The sequence below is a fragment of the Actinomadura sp. KC345 genome (assembly GCF_004348515.1).
GTDB lineage: Bacteria > Actinomycetota > Actinomycetes > Streptosporangiales > Streptosporangiaceae > Spirillospora.
The window spans coordinates 1-20,284 of sequence record NZ_SMKH01000130.1; the positions used below are offsets into that span (position 1 = coordinate 1).

General features: G+C 72.1%; 15 protein-coding genes and 1 pseudogene. 6 read left to right on the top strand and 10 right to left on the bottom strand.

The window, feature by feature from the left end; translation table 11 throughout:
- The 5 genes from hemC to E1281_RS40380 form a co-directional block, all read right to left on the bottom strand.
- A partial coding sequence (gene hemC / locus E1281_RS21545; RefSeq protein WP_243717219.1) for a hydroxymethylbilane synthase occupies positions 1–881 on the bottom strand: 881 nt, incomplete at its 3' end.
- A 205-nt stretch (positions 882–1,086) separates the two neighbouring features.
- Positions 1,087–1,521: a hypothetical protein gene (locus E1281_RS21550; RefSeq protein ID WP_131880975.1), complete on the bottom strand. Its 435-nt coding sequence runs from the start codon at positions 1,519–1,521 to the stop codon at positions 1,087–1,089.
- Between the two features lie 8 nt (positions 1,522–1,529).
- A complete protein-coding gene (locus tag E1281_RS21555) occupies positions 1,530–2,249 on the bottom strand; it encodes a hypothetical protein (RefSeq protein ID WP_131880977.1) in 720 nt (239 codons plus the stop codon).
- Between the two features lie 33 nt (positions 2,250–2,282).
- The gene (locus E1281_RS21560; RefSeq protein WP_131880979.1) at positions 2,283–3,329 is read right to left on the bottom strand and encodes a hypothetical protein; all 1,047 of its coding nucleotides are present in this window, start codon (positions 3,327–3,329) and stop codon (positions 2,283–2,285) included.
- Entirely contained in the window at positions 3,263–3,550 is a 288-nt protein-coding gene (locus E1281_RS40380; RefSeq protein WP_165959034.1) for a hypothetical protein, read from the bottom strand. Before E1281_RS40380 ends, E1281_RS21560 begins: the two co-directional genes overlap by 67 nt.
- A gap of 177 nt (positions 3,551–3,727) precedes the next feature.
- Between E1281_RS40380 and E1281_RS21565 the strand changes: the two genes are divergently transcribed.
- Positions 3,728–4,288: a dihydrofolate reductase family protein gene (locus tag E1281_RS21565; protein ID WP_131880981.1), complete on the top strand. Its 561-nt coding sequence runs from the start codon at positions 3,728–3,730 to the stop codon at positions 4,286–4,288.
- 61 nt (positions 4,289–4,349) lie between these two features.
- Here the strand turns inward: E1281_RS21565 and E1281_RS21570 are convergent, their stop codons facing one another.
- Positions 4,350–5,231 carry a helix-turn-helix transcriptional regulator gene (locus tag E1281_RS21570; protein WP_347813298.1) on the bottom strand — a complete coding sequence of 294 codons (882 nt, stop codon included), beginning with the start codon at positions 5,229–5,231 and terminating at the stop codon, positions 4,350–4,352.
- Positions 5,232–5,510: 279 nt separating this feature from the next.
- Between E1281_RS21570 and E1281_RS21575 the strand changes: the two genes are divergently transcribed.
- From E1281_RS21575 to E1281_RS21585, 3 genes are all read left to right on the top strand, one after another.
- On the top strand, positions 5,511–5,864 hold the full coding sequence (locus tag E1281_RS21575; protein WP_131880983.1) for a YciI family protein: 354 nt from the start codon (positions 5,511–5,513) through the stop codon (positions 5,862–5,864).
- 172 nt (positions 5,865–6,036) lie between these two features.
- On the top strand, positions 6,037–7,257 hold the full coding sequence (locus tag E1281_RS21580; protein WP_347813299.1) for an RNA polymerase sigma factor: 1,221 nt from the start codon (positions 6,037–6,039) through the stop codon (positions 7,255–7,257).
- Between the two features lie 79 nt (positions 7,258–7,336).
- A complete protein-coding gene (locus tag E1281_RS21585; RefSeq protein ID WP_131880985.1) occupies positions 7,337–8,275 on the top strand; it encodes a threonine/serine dehydratase in 939 nt (312 codons plus the stop codon).
- Between the two features lie 7 nt (positions 8,276–8,282).
- On the opposite strand, the gene E1281_RS21590 is transcribed toward E1281_RS21585, so the two are convergent.
- The 3 genes and pseudogenes from E1281_RS21590 to E1281_RS21600 form a co-directional block, all read right to left on the bottom strand.
- Positions 8,283–9,587, bottom strand: a complete 1,305-nt coding sequence (locus E1281_RS21590; RefSeq protein ID WP_243717215.1) for a serine hydrolase domain-containing protein — start codon at positions 9,585–9,587, stop codon at positions 8,283–8,285.
- A gap of 119 nt (positions 9,588–9,706) precedes the next feature.
- Positions 9,707–10,609, bottom strand: a pseudogene (locus tag E1281_RS21595) (RNA polymerase sigma factor); the annotation flags it as partial.
- Between the two features lie 383 nt (positions 10,610–10,992).
- On the bottom strand, positions 10,993–14,364 hold the full coding sequence (locus tag E1281_RS21600; RefSeq protein ID WP_131880987.1) for a pyruvate carboxylase: 3,372 nt from the start codon (positions 14,362–14,364) through the stop codon (positions 10,993–10,995).
- Positions 14,365–14,677: 313 nt separating this feature from the next.
- On the opposite strand from E1281_RS21600, the gene E1281_RS21605 reads away from it, so the two are divergent.
- Positions 14,678–18,145 carry an AAA family ATPase gene (locus tag E1281_RS21605; RefSeq protein WP_131880989.1) on the top strand — a complete coding sequence of 1,156 codons (3,468 nt, stop codon included), beginning with the start codon at positions 14,678–14,680 and terminating at the stop codon, positions 18,143–18,145.
- A gap of 456 nt (positions 18,146–18,601) precedes the next feature.
- Here E1281_RS21605 and E1281_RS21610 read toward each other — a convergent pair whose 3' ends face one another.
- Positions 18,602–19,228 (bottom strand): TetR/AcrR family transcriptional regulator, encoded by a 627-nt coding sequence (locus tag E1281_RS21610; protein WP_131880990.1) that lies wholly within the window; start codon positions 19,226–19,228, stop codon positions 18,602–18,604.
- A 169-nt stretch (positions 19,229–19,397) separates the two neighbouring features.
- On the opposite strand from E1281_RS21610, the gene E1281_RS21615 reads away from it, so the two are divergent.
- The coding region (locus E1281_RS21615) for a serine/threonine-protein kinase (RefSeq protein ID WP_243717217.1) at positions 19,398–20,284 on the top strand (887 nt) is incomplete at its 3' end.

Here is a 20,284-nt window from a genome sequence, read left to right on the forward strand (position 1 = left end):
CAGTGCGGGATTCCGCCGATCAGGTCACGAGCGCCCTTGCGCAGCAGGTCACCCGCTACGTATGCCCCCAGGTCCTCCCCCTTGTCCGGCTCCGACCACTCGTGTGAGTGGATGAATCTGGCCCCGTCGCGGGTGAAGACCATCCCGCGCAGGCTCAGCTGCCCGTCCCGTTCCAGCCGCGCGTGACCCGCGATCGGGCTGTTGCAGTGCCCTTGGAGCCCGTGCAACATCCTCCGCTCCGCACTTACACAGCGCCGGGTGTCCCTGTGGTCCAGCAGACGCACCAGTTCCACGATGTCGGGATCGGCGCGGCGGCAGTCCACGGCCAGCACCCCAGCGCCCACGGCCGGGACGATGTCCAGTGCCTCGCCCGCCCGATCGACGCCCAGCCGCCCCAGGCTCGCCCGCGCCAGGACGATCGCGTCGAACTCCTCGCCCGCGTCCAGCCGCCCGAGCCGGGAGTTGACGTTCCCACGCAGGTACTCCACCTTCAGGTCAGGCCGGATCTGCCCGAGCTGCGCGCGCCGCCGCACCGCTGAGGTTCCCACCCGCGCCCCCGGTGGGAGATCGGCCATGCACCGAGCCTCACTCGCCATCGGAAACAGCATCACATCGGCCGTGTCGTCACGCTGCACGTAGGCGGCGAACACCAGCCCTTCCGGACGAGGCTCGTCACCAGGGACGTCCTTGAGACAGTGCACCGCGACGTCCACCCGCCCGGTCACCAACGCCCGGTCGATCTCCCTCATGAACGCGCCCTTGCCGCCCAGCTCGCCCAGGTGGCCCCGATGCCGATCTCCGGCCGTCTGGATCCCGACCACCTCAACCCGGACGCTGGCCAACTCTTCCAGCCGCGCCGCCACGCCGCGCGCCTGCGTCATCGCCAACGGAGACGTCCGCGTCCCCAACCGCAGCATTCCGCCCCCGCCCGACCAGGAGAACACCGGTTCCACTCCGCCGGCCCCGGCCAGGACGACATCTGTCCCGGCAGATGTTCCACCTCGACTGCCGGAGTCCACTTCACACCCCATCGCCCGCCCCTTCCATCACTTCCCCGAGAACCCTTGCACTTGAGCGCTGCCGCGATCAGGCGTACTCGCGGAACGGGAACAGGCGGTGCTTCAACAGCAGGTCCAGGGCTTCGGCCGCCGCCTTCGCGTCCCCGCACGGCGAGATGAACCCACCCCGTCCGTCCCCTGCCTCGAAGTAGCCCCACGCCTCGCCCGGCAACGCGCGCACCGTCACCACGGCCCCGATGTCGTCGGCGCGCCCACTGGCGTACACCCACAGCAGCGGCACCGGAAACCGGAACTCCCGCTTGTCGTACAGCCCGACGCATCGCCAGCCCAGAGGCTTCAGCGCGACGCGGAGGACCTCCAGTCTCCGCACGGCCGGGTCATACCCCCGCCCGTACTCGGCCACCGTGTCCGGGGCCGCGTCCGGGAGGCTCCACCCGCCGTCTCCGGCGTCGGTCACGGTGATGCGGGCCCATCCCGGACGCAACGCCACGGCAACCGACACATAGCGGGTCAGTCGGGGGTCGTGTGGGTGCGGGGGTTGGTGTGGTCGCCGTTTTTCAGGAGGGTGGCGTGGTCGTCATCGGTGGCCTCGCGCTTGCCGTGGCCCAGCCACAGGTCGGGGCGCCGTCGCCGGACGGCCTCTTCGGCTCGCTTGGACGCCCGCATGCGCCGCGCGGTCCCGGTGTTCGAGTGGTTGGGGAGGCAGATCTGCAGGTACGGCCGCGGGAGGTCCGGCCGAGGGGAGTCCCCTTCGCGAAGGTAGTACCTCAGGACCGGATCGTTCGGGTCCGGCGCCTGGCGCGGGAATACCTCGACACGGTGGCTGTTCCTGGTGTCGCCGCGCATGGTGATGGGGCGCTTGAGCACGACGGTGCCGACACCCGCGATCGCTTCCCACGGCACCGCCGTGGCCGTGGCGCCGTCCTTCCACCACACCCCGTGCCCGTCGAAGCCGAGCCTGGCGATCCGGCGCGCTCTGACGAACACGGTCCGCAGCAGCCCGATCCCGGCGCCCAGCAGCAGCGCGGCGATGACACCCCAGACGACGAGGGTCGACACCGGCCCGCCCCGCGCCATGGCCCGGATCGTGGCGGCGCCGAGCGCCAGGGGCGCGCAGGCGAGCAGGGAGACGAAGACCAGCAACCTGCGCGAGGTCAGTCCGATCCAGTCGGTGTCCGCGGCCGGGACGATCGTGCTCCCGAGATCGTGTTCCGTCGGAGTCGGCGACATGGCGGGAACCCTACAAGTCCGCGTTCCCGCGGATCACATGGACCGGACGGGGGCCTCGGTGATGGCGCCGTCCTCCAGCCATCGCCATGACCAGCAGCAGGACGGGCCCGGTGTACCGGAGCCGGCGCCGCCCGACCTGCCGGGCGCCGAGCGCTGGCACGAGCCCGCGGCCCGGGTCGCGGCCCGCTCGGCGAAGCGGGAGACCACCGGCACCACCCGGAGCAGCAGCATCCCGCCGGCGAGCAGCGCCAGGGCGGGACCGGCCACGATGAACGGGTCGACGCCCGCCGCCCCTTCCCGGGCGCCCGCGCCGTCCGCCCCGTACCGGTTGAGCCGCCAGATCGCGAGCCCGGCGACCAGCAGCCACGCGCACCCGGCCAGCAGGACCAGCTGGATCACCGGGATCAGCATCGTGGACCGTGCCACCCGGACGGCCTCCCGTAGCTGCGCGGTCAGCTCCGGCAGCTGCGTGACGAGGGTGAACCGCGTCCCCTGACCGGCCTCCTCGAAGATCTCCTCGCCTCCGGCGACGCGGTCGGCGCGGGCGCCGAGCTCGTCCGGGCCGACGTCCCGCAGGTCGGGCAGGACGGTGAAGCGCGCCTCCGAGCCGGTGCCGGTGAAGCGCCTTCCGAACACCTCGGGAGGCACGACCAGCGGCCCGTAGGTGGTGTAGTCGAGTCGTTCGACGCCGGTCGTGACGAGCGTGTCGCCCTGCCAGAAGTGGTGCTTCGGCTCGGGGACGTCGAAGAGCCCGACGATCCGCACCTTCTCGACCGACGTCCTGTCGCCCCGTCCGTGGAAGGTGAGGACGTCGCCCACGCCGGCGTCCATGGCCCGGGCGGCGGCGCCGGGCAGCACCGCCTCGATCGCGCCGGAACCGGAACCGGCGCTCGGCCAGCGGCCCTCGCTGAGCCGCGCGTGCTTCTCGATCCCGGTGTAGGCGGCGAACCGCGTCAGCTCGGGATGCTCGGCGTCCTCCTGGCCGGGGAGCGTGTAGGTGTCGCCGCGGACGCTCATCGACACCGACAGCGGCACGTCCCCGTAGATCCGCCCGAGCGCGCCGCCGACCTGCCCGCGCACCTCCGCGAGCCCGCCTCGGGGACGTGCGCGCCGACCGTCGTCCCGACCGACGCGAACCCCGCCTCCGCGAGGGTGCGCCGCAGGCCCTCGCGGGTCACCGACCCCGAGTAGCCGACCAGCGCCGTGAGGACAGGCGTCGCGAACAGCGCGGTCGCGCAGGCGGCCAGCACCAGCGTGCGGTCACCGGCCATCCGCCTGGGCACCGGCCCCCGTCGCCCCATGGCAGCAAAAGATCACCGGTGCCGGTGCCGCAACAGACCCAGCGATGGTTCTTTGACGATTCGCAACGATTTCGCGATCTACGCACCGGACGCCACCGTAAGGATCTCGTAAACGGGTTGGCGCACGGTGGTTCCGGCGAGCCGGAAGGCGCGACCATCGGAGCCACGGAGGACACCATGCGCAAGATCATCAACTCGACGTACGTCTCGCTCGACGGCGTTGTCGAGAACCCGCAGAACTGGACCCCGGCCTACTTTCAGGACGAGGCCGCCGCCTACGCCCGCGACCTGCTGTTCACCTGCGACGCCCTGCTGATGGGGCGCGAGACGTTCGACGGCTTCTCGCAGGCGTGGCCGGCCATGGAGGAGGCGGCCGGCGACTTCGGGGTCCGGATGAACACCATGTCCCACTACGTGGTGTCCGATTCCCTCAAGAAGCCCGGCTGGGGCGACACGACGGCGATCCCGCGGGCCGGCGCCGTCGCCGAGATCACCAAGCTGAAGGAGCAGGAGGGCCGGAACATCCTGCAGTACGGCTTCGGCCCGGTTTCGCGGACGCTCGTGGAGAACGGCCTGCTGGACGAGCTGCGGCTGTGGATACACCCGGTGATCGTCGGCCCGGCCGACCGGAACGAGTTCCTCGCCCGCGCGGACTTCTCGGCCTCGTTCGAGCTGGCGGACACCAGGACGTTCGGCACCGGCGTCATCGTCGCCACCTACGTTCCCGCCGCGAAGTAGCCGGGCGGCGCCCGGAGAGGGCAGGTCTCCGGCCGTCGCGCCGAGGCCCTGCCCGTTCGCGTCAGGCGAGCTGGTCGAGGACGTCGCGCAGGATGGCGGAGGTGCGGGCCGGCGGCTCCGCCTGGACGCCGAGACGGTTCAGCACGTCCCGGTAGAGGGTGACGTCGGACGGCTTGTCCGGGTACAGCGCGCCGGTCAGCTGCTCCACGTAGACGACGTCGGGAAGCTCGGGCTCGGCGAACCGCAGCAGCGTCATCGGGCCGCTCACGGCCGCGTGGCCGCCGGTGGCGAACGGCAGGACCTGCACGGTGACGTTCGGCCGCCGCTCCATCTCGACCAGGTGCCGGACCTGCGCCCGCATCGTCTCGGCGCCGCCGACCACGCGGCGCAGCGCCGCCTCGTCCAGCACCGCCCACAGCTTCAGCGGGTCGGGACGGTCGAACACGCGGCGCCGCCGCATCCGGAGCCCGACCCGCCGCCCGATCTCCTCCTGGGTGGCCGCCGGGTGGCGGGCGGCGAGCAGCGCGCGGGCGTAGTCGGCGGTCTGCAGCAGCTCCGGGACGTCCTGCACCTCGTACACGCGGCTGACCACGGCCCCCTGCTCCAGCCCCAGGTAGGGCTCGAACCAGCCCGGCACCACGTCGGCGTACTCCTGCCACCAGCCGGGGACGTTCGCCTCCTCGGCCAGTTCGAGCAGCGCCTCGCGGCGGGCGGGGTCGGTCACGCCGTAGACGGTCAGCAGGTCGGCGACGTCGCGCTCCTTGAAGCCGACGCGGCCCAGCTCCATCCGGCTGATCTTGGAGTGGGAGGCGCGGATCTCGTACCCGGCGTCCTCGGTGGAGGTCCCGGCCGCCTCGCGTAGCCGGCGCAGCTGGGCCCCGACCAGCATCCGCAGCACCGTGGGGCCCGCCGCCCGGTAGTCCTGCGCGCGGGCGTGCGGCACGGGAGACCTCCTCGACGGCGTGGAAACGTTTCTACGGGAAGAAGCTACTCGCCGGCCGCCCCCGTGCCCACCGAACCGACCAGACCAGAATGTCCAGGTTCGCCACAATCTCTATGGAAATGCTGAACATCTCACCCTCGGAACGGGGATGAGCTGGACGATACGAATCCCGGAAAAAATCTGGGAAGAAGCCGGGCGAGGATGTCGATCCGGTCACTGCTCGTTCGACGCGTCAGCGAGAGGCCGGAGAGACCGGCCCGCGAGACGGAGGAGACGGCCATGCGCTTCCTGATGATGACGACGGACACCGGCGCCGACCAGGGCCCGCCCGACGAGGCCATGCAGATCGAGATGGGCAGGTTCATCGAGGAGATGTCCAAGTCCGGTGCGCTGCTGGCGACCGGCGGGCTGGAGCCGGGCGGCACCCGCATCACCTCGTCGGGCGGCAAGGTCAGCGTCACCGACGGGCCCTTCACCGAGTCCAAGGAGGCCGTCGTCGGCTTCGCGCTGATCGAGGTCCGCACCCGGGAGGAGGCGATCGAGCTGTCCAAGCGGTTCTGGCAGATCGTCGGGGACGGCGCGGGCGTCATCAAGCAGGTCTTCGGCCCCGGGGACCCGGTGCCCGGCATGTGACCACGCCCCGGCCGCCGCCCCGGCTTGCGCGGCGGCCGGGGCGGGTGCTCTCATCGGCAGCGTGACGGCTTCGAGCGGGCCCGACGTGCACGGATCCGACGTGCACGAGTCCGACGTGCGCCGTTCCCGGGCGCGCCGCTCCGGCGCGCACGGGTCCGGGGTGCACGCGAGCATCGAGGCGGTGTGGCGGCTGGAGGCCGCGCGGATCATCGCCGGGCTCGCCCGGATGGTGCACGACATCGAGCTCGCCGAGGAACTCGCGCAGGACGCCCTGGTCGCCGCGCTCGAACAGTGGCCGGAGTCAGGCGTCCCGGACAACCCGGGCGCCTGGCTCATGGCCGTCGGCAAGCGCCGCGCCATCGACCGGATCCGCCGGCGGGAGCGCTTCGAGCGCAAGCTGGAGGAGATCGGCCGCGACCAGGAGACGCGGCCCGCGCCGGAGATCGACGTCCCCGACGACGAGCACATCGAGGACGACGTCCTGCGGCTGGTCTTCACCGCGTGCCACCCCGTCCTGTCCACGCAGGCCAGGGTCGCGCTGACGCTGCGCATGCTCGGCGGCCTGACCACCGACGAGATCGCGCGGGCGTTCCTGACGTCCGAGCCGACCGTCGCGCAGCGCGTCGTCCGGGCGAAGCGGACGCTGTCGGACGCCGGCGTCCCGTTCGAGGTGCCCGAGGGCCCCGACCGCGCCGCCCGGCTGTCCTCGGTGCTGGAGGTCGTCTACCTGATCTTCAACGAGGGGTACACCGCGACCGCCGGGGACGACTGGGTGCGGACGGACCTGTGCCAGGAGGCGCTGCGCCTCGGCCGGATCCTCGCCGGCCTGGCGCCGGGCGAACCCGAGGTGCACGGCCTCGTCGCGCTGATGGAGGTCCAGGCGTCCCGCATCCGGGCGCGGACCGGCCCGTCCGGCGAGCCCGTCCCGCTGCTCGACCAGGACCGCGGCCTGTGGGACCGGCTCCTCATCCACCGGGGCTTCGCCTCACTGCTCCGGGCCAAGGAGATCGGCGAACCGCCCGGCCCCTACGTCCTTCAGGCCGCGATCGCCGCGAGCCACGCGCAGGCGCCCGCCGCCGAGGACACCGACTGGGCGCAGATCGCGTCCCTCTACGAGATCCTCGCGCGCACCGCGCCGTCCCCGATCGTGGAACTGAACCGCGCGGTGGCGGTCGGCATGGCGCACGGCCCGGACAAGGGCCTCGAACTCGCCGACGCGCTGGTGGACGAGCCGTCCCTGCGCGGCTACCACCTGCTGCCGAGCGTCCGCGGCGACCTGCTGGCACGGCTCGGCCGCCGGGACGAGGCCCGCGCGCAGTTCGAACGCGCCGCGGAGCTCACCCGCAACGCGCCCGAACGCAAGATCCTCCTGGACCGCGCCGCCTCCCTGTGATCCCGGGGCCGTGAGCCCGCGACAGGCCCCAACCATGGTTTGGTACTGATGGAGCCAGGGAGCAACGGAGGGAATCCCAGTGATCACTGATTCGGACGTCGCCGCCGCGGCGGCGCGCGTCGCCGGCCAGGTCCGCAGGACGCCGCTGCTCGCGGTCGACCCGGCGCCGCTCGCACCCGCCGCGCGGATGTGGCTCAAGCTGGAGCAGACCCAGCACACCGGGTCCTTCAAGGCGCGTGGCGCCTTCAACCACATCCTGGCCGCGCGGGAGGCGGGACGGCTGCCGGACACCGGGGTCGTCGCGGCCTCCGGAGGCAACGCGGGCCTCGCGTTCGCGTACGCGGCGGCGCGGGCCGGCGTCCCGGCCGAGGTGTTCGTCCCGGAGACGGCGCCCGTCGTGAAGGTCGCCCGGCTCCGCGCGCTCGGCGCCACCGTCAGCCAGATCGGGACCCGGTACGCGCAGGCGCAGGAGGCCGCCACCAAGCGCGCCGCCGACTCCGGGGCGCTGTTCTGCCACCCCTACGATCTGCCGGAGGTCTGCGCGGGCCAGGGAACGCTGGGGCTGGAGATCCTGGAGCAGACCGGCGGCGAGGTCGACACGGTGCTGCTGGCGGTCGGCGGCGGAGGGCTGATGGCGGGCGTCGCCGCCGCGCTCGACGGCCGCGCCCGGGTCGTCGGCGCCGAGCCCGAGCGCGTCCCGACCCTGGAACGCGCCCTCCACGCGGGACGCCCGGTCGACGTGGACGTCTCCGGCGTCGCCTCCGACTCCCTGGGCGCCACCCGGCTCGGCGAGATCGCGTTCGCGGTCGCCTCCCGCACCGGCGTTCGCCCCGCCCTGGTGACCGATGAGGCGATCACCGACGCCCGCCGGTTCCTCTGGGACGAGTACCGCCTCGTCACCGAACACGGCACCGCCACGGCCGTCGCCGCCCTCCGCGCGGGCGCCTACCGCCCGGCGCCCGGCGAACGCGTCGTGGTCGTCCTCTGCGGCGCCAACACCGATCCCGGCGACCTGTGACCGCGGTTCAGCGGAGGGACTGGAGGGGGAGCAGCCGGACGGGACGCTCGGCGGCGGTGGACTGAGTCGCGGCCTGGCTGCCGCAGAGGGCCTCCACGGCGTGGGCGCCCAGCGCGTTGTCGATCGGGTGCGGGATCGGGACGCCCTTGGCGTCGAGCTGCTGGTACTTCGTCAGGTTGAGGGCGAGGGACATCTGCCGCGACCCGTCCTCGGAGGAGAGCGACTGGGTCGCGGCTCCGAAGACCGCGCCGTCATGCCCCCAGAACGTCCCGCACGGCAGGCTGAGCGCGTAGAGGCCGAGGCCGTAGTTCATCAGGAAGTTGCCGTCCGGGTCGTTCACCGCGACGGCGCGCTTCATCTGGACGAGCGCCTCCTCGCCGATCAGGTCGCCGGTGAGGAGCCTGCGGTAGAAGCGGTCGAGGTCGCCCGTGGTGGAGACCAGCGCCCCCGCCGTCCAGGCCCAGCTCATGTCGTACGTGCTGTAGTCGCGGGGCGGGTCGGCCTGCTGGTAGAGCGATTCGTACATCCGCGAGTGCGGGCCGAAGACCCACGGACTGGATGGGAAGTAGGTGTTCTTCAGCCCGGCCTTGGCGATGACGTGCCGGGAGATGTACTCCTCCGCCTCGGTCCCCGTCACCTTCTCCAGGAGCATCCCGGCGATGATGTAGTTGGTGTTGGAGTACGACCAGCGCTCGCCCGGGATGCCGGTGCGCTGCGCCTGCAGCCCCCAGGTGACGAGCTGCTTGGGCGGGACGTCCCGGAAGCGGTGCTCGTCCAGGCTCCTGGGCGACAGCTCGCCCAGCGACGGGAACGCCGAGACGACGTAGTCGCCGATGCCGCTGGTGTGGTTCAGGAGCATCCGCACCGTGGTCTGCTCCCCGAGCTCGCCCGGGACGAGGCCGGGCAGATAGCGGCTCACCGGTGTGTCGAGCCCGACGCGGCCCTCTTCGACCTGCTGGAGGATCGCCGTGGCCACGAACGTCTTGGTGATGCTCCCGGCCCGCTGCCGCATGTTCGGCGTGACGGGGCGCTCCGTTCGGATGTCGGCGACACCGGACGCGCCCGCCCACCTGGTGCGGCCGTCCCGTGCGGCCGAGTACAGCCCGTACATCCCGGCGTCGTGGGTGGCGTCGAGGGTGGCGCGCAGCTTCGCGGGGTCGAACGGACCGGCCGGTGGACGCGCGGAGGGCGGTGTGAGCGCGGTGGGCGCACGGTCAGGCGCGGCCGTGGCCGGCATCTGCCCGAGCGCCATCGCCAGTACCACCGCCGCGCCGGCCGCCATGAGCCGCCGCCGCCCGAACCGCCTCGCCATCGTCCTCATCTCCCAGCCCTCGACCCCGCCAGGGAGAGTCTGCTAGGAGATCATCCACATTGTCATCCCGCCCCGGGAACAGTTCGGTCTCGCACGCGGCGGTCCCGGGGTTCGCGCGGTCAGCCGAGCAGGTCGGCGAGGGTCTCGCGGCGGGACGGGTGGCGCAGCTTGTGCATGCCCTTGGACTCGATCTGCCGGATGCGCTCGCGCGTCACCCCGTAGACCTTGCCGACCTCTTCGAGCGTCTTGGGCTCGCCGCCGGCCAGCCCGAACCGCATCGAGATCACGCCCGCCTCGCGTTCGGTGAGCGTCTCCAGCACCGCGTCCAGGCGCCCCCGGAGCATCGAGGAGGCGACGACGTCGGCGGGGTCGCCGCCGTCCGGGTCCTCGATGACGTCGCCGAGCTCGCCGTCGCCGTCCTCGCCGAGCGGGGTGTGCAGCGACAGCGGCTCGCGGGACTGCCTCCGCAGCCACTCCACCTTCTCGGGCGTGACGTCCAGCTCGACGGCCAGCTCCTGCGAGGTCGGCTCGCGGCCGAGGTCCTGCATCATCCGGCGGCGGACCCGCGTCATCCGGTTGAGGACCTCGACGACGTGGACGGGGATGCGGATCGTGCGGCTCTGGTCGGCCAGCGCGCGGCTGATCGCCTGCTTGATCCACCAGACGGCGTAGGTGGAGAACTTCAGGCCCCGGCGGTACTCGAACTTCTCGACGGCGCGGATCAGCCCGAGGTTGCCCTCCTGGACGAGGTCGTTCAGCGGCAGGCCGTGGCCCATGTAGCGCTTGGCGAGCGAGACGACGAGGCGGAGGTTCGCCTCGACCATGTGCGTCTTGGCGCGGCTCCCGTCGGCGGCGATCCACTCCAGGTCCGCGCGGTCCTGGAGGCTCAGGTCGTCGCCGAGGACTTCGAGGCGCTCGCGGGCGAACAGGCCGGCCTCGATGCGCTTGGCCAGGTCTACCTCCTGCTCGGCGGTGAGCAGCGCGGTACGCCCGATGCGGGAGAGGTAGTCCTTCATCGGGTCGACGAGGTTCACGGTGGCGCGGGGGGGTGCGCTCTTCGTGCGGCTGGCGTTCAGGGCGGTGTCCTTTGCTCGTCCGGCTGCTCGCCCGGCCGGGAGGGAACGGGTCACGCGATCTCGGTACCCGCGCCTTCGGCTGTGTAATCCTGGAGTGCCCTTGGCGGTCGGGCCCTAGAGGGCCCTCTCTTCGGCGGGCACTCCGGTGCGATCGCTGCATCGCTCCGAACTCGCCTTGCGGCTCGCTTCGCGATCAGGTTTCTCGCAGGCTCGAAACCTGCCTTCGGACGCGATCGCAGTGGTTTTGGTTGTTGCGGGGTCGGTGTGGTGGCTGGGGTCGGTGCGATCGCATCGGCTCTGGTCGGTGCGGGGTTGCGGCGGTGGCTGGGTCAGGTGATTACCAGGAGGAGGTCGCCTGCTTGGACCGGAGTTGTTGCGGGGACTGCCAGGCGGGTCACCTTGCCTGTGGTGGGGGCGGTTATGGCGGCTTCCATCTTCATTGCCTCGATGGTGGCCACCACGTCTCCTGCCGCTACTTCGTCGTTCTTGGAGACGCGCAGGGTTACCGAGCCGTCGAAGGGGGCGGCCACGTGGCCTGGTTCGTCCGGATCGGCGCGCTCGATCGGCGGGGCATCCGACGCGACGGACTTGTCGCGGACGGAGAGCGTCCGGAGCTGGCCGTTCACCGTGCAGATGACCTGGCGGACGCCCGCCTCGTCCACGGCTCCGACTGCCTCCAGGCCGGCCAGCACGCGGACGCCGGGTTCGAGGTCGAACGCGACCTCGTGGCCCGTGCGGAGGCCGTAGAGGAACGGGCCCGTCGGCAGGACGGACAGGTCGCCGTAGGACGCGCGGGCTTCGCGGTAGTCCTTGGCGGGGCCGGGGAAGAGGAGGCGGTCCAGCGTGTCGCGCACCTCGGGGCCGGCGAGCGCCTTCTCCTCGGCGCCGGTGAGTTCGGCTCGCGCGGGCGTGTAGGCGCGTCCTGCCAGGGCCTTGCTGCGGAAGGGCTCGGGCCAGCCGCCGGGCGGGTCGCCCAGTTCGCCGTTCAGGAACCCGATGACGCTGTCGGGGATGTCGTAGCGGTCGGGGTTCTCGGCGAAGTCGTCGGGGTCGGCGCCCGCCGCGACGAGGTGGAGGGCCAGGTCGCCGACGACCTTGCTGGACGGGGTGACCTTCACGGGGCGCCCGAGGATCGCGTCTGCCGCCGCGTACAGGCGCTCGATCTCCTCGAAGCGGTCGCCCAGGCCGAGCGCCACGGCCTGCTGCCGCAGGTTGGACAGCTGCCCGCCCGGGATCTCGTGGCGGTAGACGCGGCCGGTCGGCGACGGCAGGCCCATCTCGAACGGGGCGTACAGCTTCCGGACGGCCTCCCAGTACGGCTCCATGGCGGTCAGCGCGTCCAGGTCGATCCCGGTGGCGTGCTCGGTGAAGTCGGTCGCGGCGACGATCGCTTGGAGCGGCGGCTGGCTGGTGGTGCCCGACAGGGGCGCGGCGGCGCCGTCGACGGCGTCGACACCGGCTTCGATGGCGGCGATGTAGGTACCGATCTGGCCGCCGGCCGTGTCGTGGGTGTGCAGGTGGACGGGCAGGTCGAAACGCTCCCGGAGGGCGGCGACCAGAGTGCGGGCGGCGGGGGCGCGCAGCAGGCCGGCCATGTCCTTGATGCAGAGGACGTGGACGCCCGCCTCCACGAGCTGCTCTGCGAGCCGCAGGTAGTAGTCGAGGGTGTAGAGCCGCTCGTCCGGGGACGAAAGGTCCCCGGTGTAGCAGAGGGTCCCCTCGACAAGGGCGTGGGTCTGGAGCGCGGCGTCGATGGCGGGGCGCATGCGTTCGACGTCGTTGAGGGCGTCGAACACACGGAAGATGTCGACGCCCGTACTGGCGGCTTCACGCACGAAGGCGCGGGCCACCGAGTCGGGGTATGGCGTGTATCCGACTGTGTTGCGGCCACGCAGAAGCATCTGGATGCACAGGTTCGGGGCGGCCTCGCGGATCGCGGCGAGCCTGTCCCAGGGGGATTCGCCCAGGAAGCGGAGCGCGACGTCGTAGGTGGCTCCGCCCCACGCCTCCACGGAGAGAAGCTGCGGCGTCATGCGGGCGAGGTGGGGCGCGGCGGCGAGCAGGTCGTAAGTGCGCACTCGCGTGGCCAGGAGCGACTGGTGCGCGTCCCGGAACGTGGTGTCGGTGACGGCCAAGGCGCTCTGGGCGCGGAGCTGCTCGGCGAACGCGCGCGCGCCGAGAGACAGGAGCCGGTCCCGGGAGCCCTGAGGGAACGGGTCGCCCATGGGCAGCGCGGGCAGCTTCGTCGCCGGGTCCAGGTCGGTGGGCGCGTCACCGTGCGGCTTGTTGACGGTGACGTCCGCCAGGTACCGGACGAGCCGCGTCGCCCGGTCGCCGCTCGACCGGGCGGTGAGCAGCTCGGGGTGCTCGCCGATGTAGGACGTCGAGACGCCGCCCGTGCGGAAGTCCGGCTCGTCCAGCAGCGCCTGGAGGAACGGGATGTTGGACGCGACGCCCCGGATGCGGAACTCGGCGACGGCCCGGCGGGCCCGCCGCACCGCCTCCTCGAACGTCCGGCCGCGGCAGGTCAGCTTGACCAGCAGCGAGTCGAAGTGGGGGCTGACGATCGCGCCGCCGTAGGCGGTGCCGGTGTCGAGCCGCACGCCGGCGCCGCCGGGCGACCGGTACGCCGAGATCTTGCCGGTGTCGGGGCGGAAGCCGTTCGCCGGGTCCTCGGTCGTGATGCGGCACTGGACGGCGAAGCCGCTCACCGTCACCTCGTCCTGCGCGATCCCCAGTTCGGGGAGCGTCTCGCCGCCCGCGACGCGCAGCTGGCTCTGGACCAGGTCGATGCCCGTGACCTCCTCGGTCACGGTGTGCTCGACCTGGATGCGCGGATTCATCTCGATGAAGACGTGCTCGCCCCGGTCGTTCACGAGGAACTCCACGGTGCCCGCGTTCTCGTACCCGATCTCCTGGGCGAACCTCACCGCGTCGTCGCAGAGCCGCTGGGCCACGTTCGGGTCCAGCTTCGGCGCGGGCGCGATCTCCACGACCTTCTGGTGGCGGCGCTGCACGGAGCAGTCACGCTCGCGCAGGTGGACGACCTGCCCGGCGCCGTCCGCGAGGATCTGCACCTCGATGTGGCGGGGGCGGTCCACCGCCTGCTCCAGGAACACCGTCGGGTCGCCGAACGCGCTCTCCGCCTCGCGGCGCGCCGCGTCCACGGCGGCCTCCAGGTCCTCGCGGGCGTCGACGCGGCGCAGCCCGCGCCCGCCGCCGCCCGCCGCGGCCTTGACGAACAGCGGGAAACCGACCTCGTCGGCCGCCGCCAGCTCCCCGCCCACGTCGGGCGTCGCCGACCGCAGCACGGGCAGGCCCGCGCGCCGCGCCGCCGCGACCGCCTCGATCTTGTTGCCCGCCAGGCTCAGCACGGCCGACGGCGGGCCGACGAACTTGATCCCGTTGCGCTCGCACGCCTCGGCCAGCTCCGGGCTCTCCGACAGGAACCCGTAGCCGGGGTAGACGGCGTCGGCGCCGACCCGGAGCGCGGTCTCCACGATGCCGTCCACGTCCAGGTAGGCCCGGACGGGGTGGCCGTGGTCACCGATCTCGTACGCCTCGTCGGCCTTCTGCCGGTGCAGGGACAGCCGGTCCTCGTGCGCGTAGACGGCGACGCTGGCGATGCCGAGCTCGTAGGCGGCGCGCAGCGCCCGCACGGCGATCTCACCACGGTTGGCGACGAGGAGCTTCGTGATCACGTGACCTCTCCCAGGAGACGGCTCGGGCGTGTCCGCCCGCGTCCGACGTCTCCCGGGCCTGAGCGCGACACTGAGCTCGGTGGTGAGCGAGACCGACCCGGCGGGCGAACCGGATCTTCGGATACCTACCCAGTTGACCGGCCCGCGCAGCCTCCCGGGACGCCCGAAAGTTGTGAACAAAGTGATGGAACGCGTCTGAGGTCAAAATGAGGCGTTATTCTCCGGCGTCCCGGCGTTGGTCGGTCCCCGTCGTTAGGCTGTTCGACCGGTTGAGGCTGTTCAACCTGTTGGTGTGCATTCGAGGGGAAACGCTGTGCGGCTGCCGGAGCATCTGGAACTTCTCGTGTCCGAGGGACCCGTCATCGACCTGTACGCGTTCGGGCCGTGGCGCGCCCCGGACGGACTGTACGAGGAGATCCGCGGCCGCGTCGACGCGCTCGTCCAGGACCCCCGCTCCGTCCCGCTGACCACCGGCGGTCACGGCATGATGACCAATCCGGCCTCGCTGGTCGCCGCCGAGATGATCAGCTTCCTGGCCTACCTGCCGGGCGCCGTGGCCCTCTACTCCGGAGCCTTCGACAGGCTGTACCACGAGTTCTTCGGACGCTACCTGCCCGAGAGCGCGGACCCGGCGAGCAAGCCGTCGCAATGGAGCGCCATGTCGGGCGAATTCCGGGCGTTCGAATGGCTGGAGGAGTGCGGCGACCAGGACCTCGCGCTCACCCTCGGGCGCGAGGCGCTCGGCGTCTTCGAGGGCCTGGCGCCGTTCGAGACCCGCCGCCGGGCCATGCTGAAGCTGTTCGACGATCCCCCGGCCGGGGACTGGCTCAAACTCCCCCTGAAGGAGCGGCGCGAGCTGTGGGCCGCGCAGGCCGACGACGACGTCATCGCCGCCCTGCCCGAACTGGCCGGCCCCATCTCGCACCTGGAATGGGTGTGCTCGGGCCTGCTGCCCGTCCACGAGCACCTGCGCGAGATCGCCCCGCACGACGAGACCGCCGACGAGCTGCTCGTCCACCTGATGCTCCAGGCCGACCTGGAGAAGGTGCCCGCCGAGCTTTCCGTGTGCCTCACCGAGGACAGGTTCGGCGCGCTGCTCCGCCTGTTCGAGGACAGGGCCGGCTCGTTCGACGCGAACGCGTGGTCGCTGGACGAATGGGCCTGGCTCGCGCGGGCCCTCGGCGCGGGGGGCATCGAGGCCTGCCGCGGCTGGCTGGACATGGCGATGCGCTTCACCGGCAGCGTCCGGGGCCTTCCGGGCGTGCCGTCGGCGCCCAACCGCGTGTGGATCCCGATCGGCGGGTTCCAGGAGGACGTCCACCGGCTGTTCACGCCGCGCCGCCGGATCGCCAACCCGCTCGCCGCGAAGCTCGGCAAGCCCGCCGCGGCCCGCCCGAGCGGATCCCGCGGCGGGACCGAGGTGGAGACCGACCTGGTCGGCCAGCCGGACGTCACCGCCGCGCTGGAGGAGATCGCCGCCGGTGCGGGGCCGGTCCGGCTGATGATCGTCGGCCCGGACGGCACCGGCAAGCGCGACGCGGCCCAGGAGATCGTCCGGCTCGTCCAGCAGCACGGGGTCGTCGACCCGCCGCTGTGGCTGTCCGGCGACTTCTTCGCCGCCAAGGAGGTCTCGTCCGCCACCTCGCAGCTCTACGCCGAGGCCCGGGACTCCGCCGGCGTGCGGCTCATGGTCATCGACGGGCTCGACGACATGTCCAAGGACGAGCGGAGCGGCGAGGCCATCCTGGAGCAGTTGCATCAGGCCGTCGACGTCCATGAGGATCTGCACGTCGTCGTCCTGTGCGAACCCGGAGGCGATGAGCGGATCCGCGAGCTCAACCCGGCGCTCGCCCTGCGGTTCCAGGTCGTCCCCACGCACCCGTTCACCGCCGACGGGCATGCGGAGCTGTTCAACCGGGCCCTCCAGCAGCGCGGGGCGCGTGCGCACAAGCGCGCCCTGACGGCCGCCGGCGAGCTGCTCGCCCGCACACCGCCCCTCCGCAACCTGCGCAACGCCCGCCTCTCCCAGCGGCTCGCCGACATCGTCGTGGAGGCCGTCCGCGAGCGGACCGAACCCGGCCAGGAACTCGTCGTCAAGCGTCCCGACGTCCCCGCCTCGTTCGGCTCCTCGGGCGCCGACCCGATGGCCGAGCTCGAAGCCCTCACCGGCCTCGGCGGCGTCAAGCACGAGATCGAGCTGCTCATCGCCGGCGCGAAGGCCGCGAAGATGCGGCGCGACGCGGGGGTGGCCGTCCCGGCCCCGCCCGCCAGGCACATGGTGTTCACCGGCAACCCGGGCACCGGCAAGACCGTCGTCGCGCGGCTGTTCGCCCGCATCCTCAAGGACCTCGGCGTGCTGACGTCCGGGCACCTCGTCGAGGCGACCCGCTCGACGCTCGTCGGCACCTACATCGGCGAGACCGCCGTGAAGACGAGGAAGGTCGCGCAGCGCGCCGTCGGCGGCGTCCTGTTCATCGACGAGGCGTACTCGCTGTTCCAGGAAGGCGTGGAGGAGGACTACGGCCCCGAGGCCGTCGCCGAGCTCCTGAGGGTGATGGAGAACCACCGCGACGACCTCGTCGTCATCGTCGCCGGCTACGAGCGCGAGATGCGGCGGTTCATCGCGTCCGACCCCGGCCTGGCGTCCCGCTTCCCCAGCACGGTCCGGTTCCCCGACTTCGCCGACACCGAGCTCATCGAGATCTTCACCGGCCAGGTCGCGGCGGCCGGCCTCGAACTGACGCCGGACGCCCGCGACCGGGTGGCCGACCTCCTGCGCCGCGCCCCGCGCGGCCGCTCGTTCGGCAACGCCCGCGTCATGCGCAACCTGTGCGAGCGCGCCGCCGCGCTGCAGGCCCGCCGCGTCACCGCCCTGCCCAAGCCGACGCCGGACGACCTGGCCGCCCTGCTCGCCGAGGACATCCCGGACACCCTCTCCGGCGCCACCCGCGTCCGGCCCGTCACCGACCCGCTCGCCGACCTCGACGCGCTCATCGGCCTCGCGGACGTCAAGCGGGAGGTGCACCGCCTCGCCGCCGAGGCCCGCGCCGGCGACCTGCGCCGCGCGGCCGGGCAGCCGGTCACCGTCCCGAGCCGGCACATGGTGTTCACCGGGAACCCCGGCACCGCCAAGACGACCGTGGCCCGCCTCATCGCCTCCCTCTACGCGGACCTCGGGCTGCTCTCGTCCGGGCACCTCGTCGAGGTCTCCCGGGCCGACCTCGTCGGCTCCTACGTCGGCCAGACGGCGCCGCGCGTGCGGGCCGCCGTCGAGCAGGCCCTCGGCGGCGTCCTGTTCATCGACGAGGCGTACTCCCTGTCCGGCGACTCCTACACCCAGGAGGCCGTCTCCACGCTCGTCCAGCTCATGGAGGAGTACCGCACCGACCTGGTCGTCATCGCCGCGGGCTACGAGCGGGAGATGAAGGCGTTCCTCTCCGCGAACTCGGGGCTCGAATCCCGCTTCCCCAAGCGCCTCGCCTTCCCCGACTACTCCGACGACGAACTCGTCGAGATCTTCACGCACCTCGCCGCCGCCGAGGGGCTCCAGCTGGCCGAGGGCGTCCCCGCGCGCGTCCGCGGCCTGCTCCGCGACGTCCCCCGCGGCCCCTCGTTCGGCAACGGGCGGCTGATGCGCAACATCCTCGACGCCGCCGTCGCCACCCAGTCCGAACGCCTCACCGCCTCGTCGGACGCCTCCGAGCTGTCCACCCTGTCCGCCGACGACCTCCGCCCGGACAAGCCCGCCTCATCCGACAAGGGCCCGGGCCTGTACCTGTGACGGCCCCCGGGGACAGGGGAAGGGCCGGATCTGGACGGATTCACGAATGGGAACGATCAGCGGAATAGAGGTAAAGCCTTTGCGGTTGCAACTACTGTGCTAGATCCGGGTGAGCCGGGTAGCACGCATGTCCATGCGCCATGGAGGTGAACGTGCCGAGCAGCATCCCCAGAACCCGCAGTAGTGCTCCGCGCGAGCATGTGAGGACGACCTCGCTGCGCGCCCTCGCGGTCGCCGCGCGACTGGAACGCGGTCATGACCTGGACGACCCATCCGGCAATGACCTGGAGGGTCCACCGGGCAAGGCAGAAGGCCGGGAAGAGCCACGCCCAGAGCGGCGGACGCCCGACCCGGCCTGACACGCAACCCCCGCCCGCCCCCGGGCGCGTTGACATGCGGCGTGTTGTTGTTATGAGCGCGTCGAAAACAACAACACGCCGCAAGTCAACGAGGTGGCTAGGATCTCGCTCCGGTGAAGAGTGCGTGAACGGCGGCGCGCGCGCGTTCCGCACCCACGTTCTCGACCATCGCGGTGAGGTGTTCCGCGCTGAGCGCGGCGAGCAGCGCGTGCGCCAGGGCATCGCCATCGGGGACGATCTGGTCGAGCAGGATGGTCACGTGCCGGTGCCAGAAGCCGTAGGCGCCGATGCGGTACCGGGCGCCCGGCGAGGCCGTCTCCGACATGCGGACCAGGGGCAGATGCCTTAGCACATAGTCCAGGTAGGCGTCGGCGAAGGCGTGCAGGCGTTCGGACGGAGGGACGGCCGTGTCCGCGTCCCCCGGCCCGAGCGGGGGCGGGCCGGACAGGATCGCGTCCTGCAGGTCGCGCTCGCGTTCCTCCATGAGCGCCACAGCGAGTCCGGCCTTGTCGCCGAACCGGCGGAAGAGGGTCCCCTTGCCGACGCCCGCGGCCGCGGCGACCGTGTCCATCGAGACCGAGTCGGCGCCGTGCCGCGCGAAGAGCGCGGCGGCGGCTTCGAGCACCTTCACCCGGTTGCGCGCGGCGTCCGCGCGCTCCTTGGGCGGCGGCGTGCGCATCAGCTCGAGGTCGACGCTCCTCCCGCCGGCCGGACCGCGGTCCATCACTCGCGCCCACTCCTTCCTGGCCTTTCGACTGAATCGGACTGTAGTCCCGTTAATTCTGATCCGCTGTGCGCTAGATCAACTGCTTTGCGGAGCGCATACCATCATCTGCCCATAGGCTTGCTGCGTTGTCTTGCCTATGAACCGAAGGTGACGGGGAGCGAGTGGCGTGACGGACAGGACGATGCCGGACGCCCTACCACTGCGGTCGGGCGATCCGACCGAACTGGGCGGGTACGAGATCCTGGGCCGGCTGGGGACGGGCGGCCAGGGAGCGGTCTTTCTCGGCCGCCCCGCCGGCATGCCTGGGAACATCCCCGCCGCCGACTACGTCGCCGTCAAGCTGCTCCACGGCGGGCTCGCCGGTGACGAGTCGGCCCGCGCGCGCTTCGTCCGCGAACTCGAGGTCGCCAAGCGCGTGGCCCGGTTCTGCACCGCGCAGGTCCTGGACGCCGACGTCGCCGGCGACCAGCCGTACATCGTCAGCGAGTACGTCCCCGGCGTGTCCCTGCACCACGTGGTCCGCACGGACGGCCCGCGCACGGGCGGCGCGCTGGAGCGGCTCGCCATCAGCACGCTGACCGCGCTGACCGCGATCCATCAGGCCGGAATCATCCACCGCGACTTCAAGCCGCAGAACGTGATGATGGGGCCGGACGGCCCGCGCGTCATCGACTTCGGCGTGGCGCGCGCGATGGACGCGGCCGGTGAGACGCAGAACGTGGGCACTCCCGCCTACATGGCGCCCGAGCACTTCACCGGCGGTGAGTTCAGCACGGCCTCCGACATGTTCTCGTGGGGCACGACCATGGTGTTCGCCGCCACGGGACGCCGCGCCTTCGGCAACGACGAGATGGCCGCGGTCATGCACCGGATCCTGAACTCCGAGCCGGACCTGAGCGACCTGCCGAACCCGATGCGCGAGCTCGTCGAGGTGTGCCTGGCCAAGGACCCCGCGCAGCGCCCGACCGCCCGCGAGGCCCAGGAACGCCTGGTCGGCGCGGCCAGCGACGCGTCCGCCGGCGCGTCGCCCGGCCCGCAGCCCGGCCCGCCACC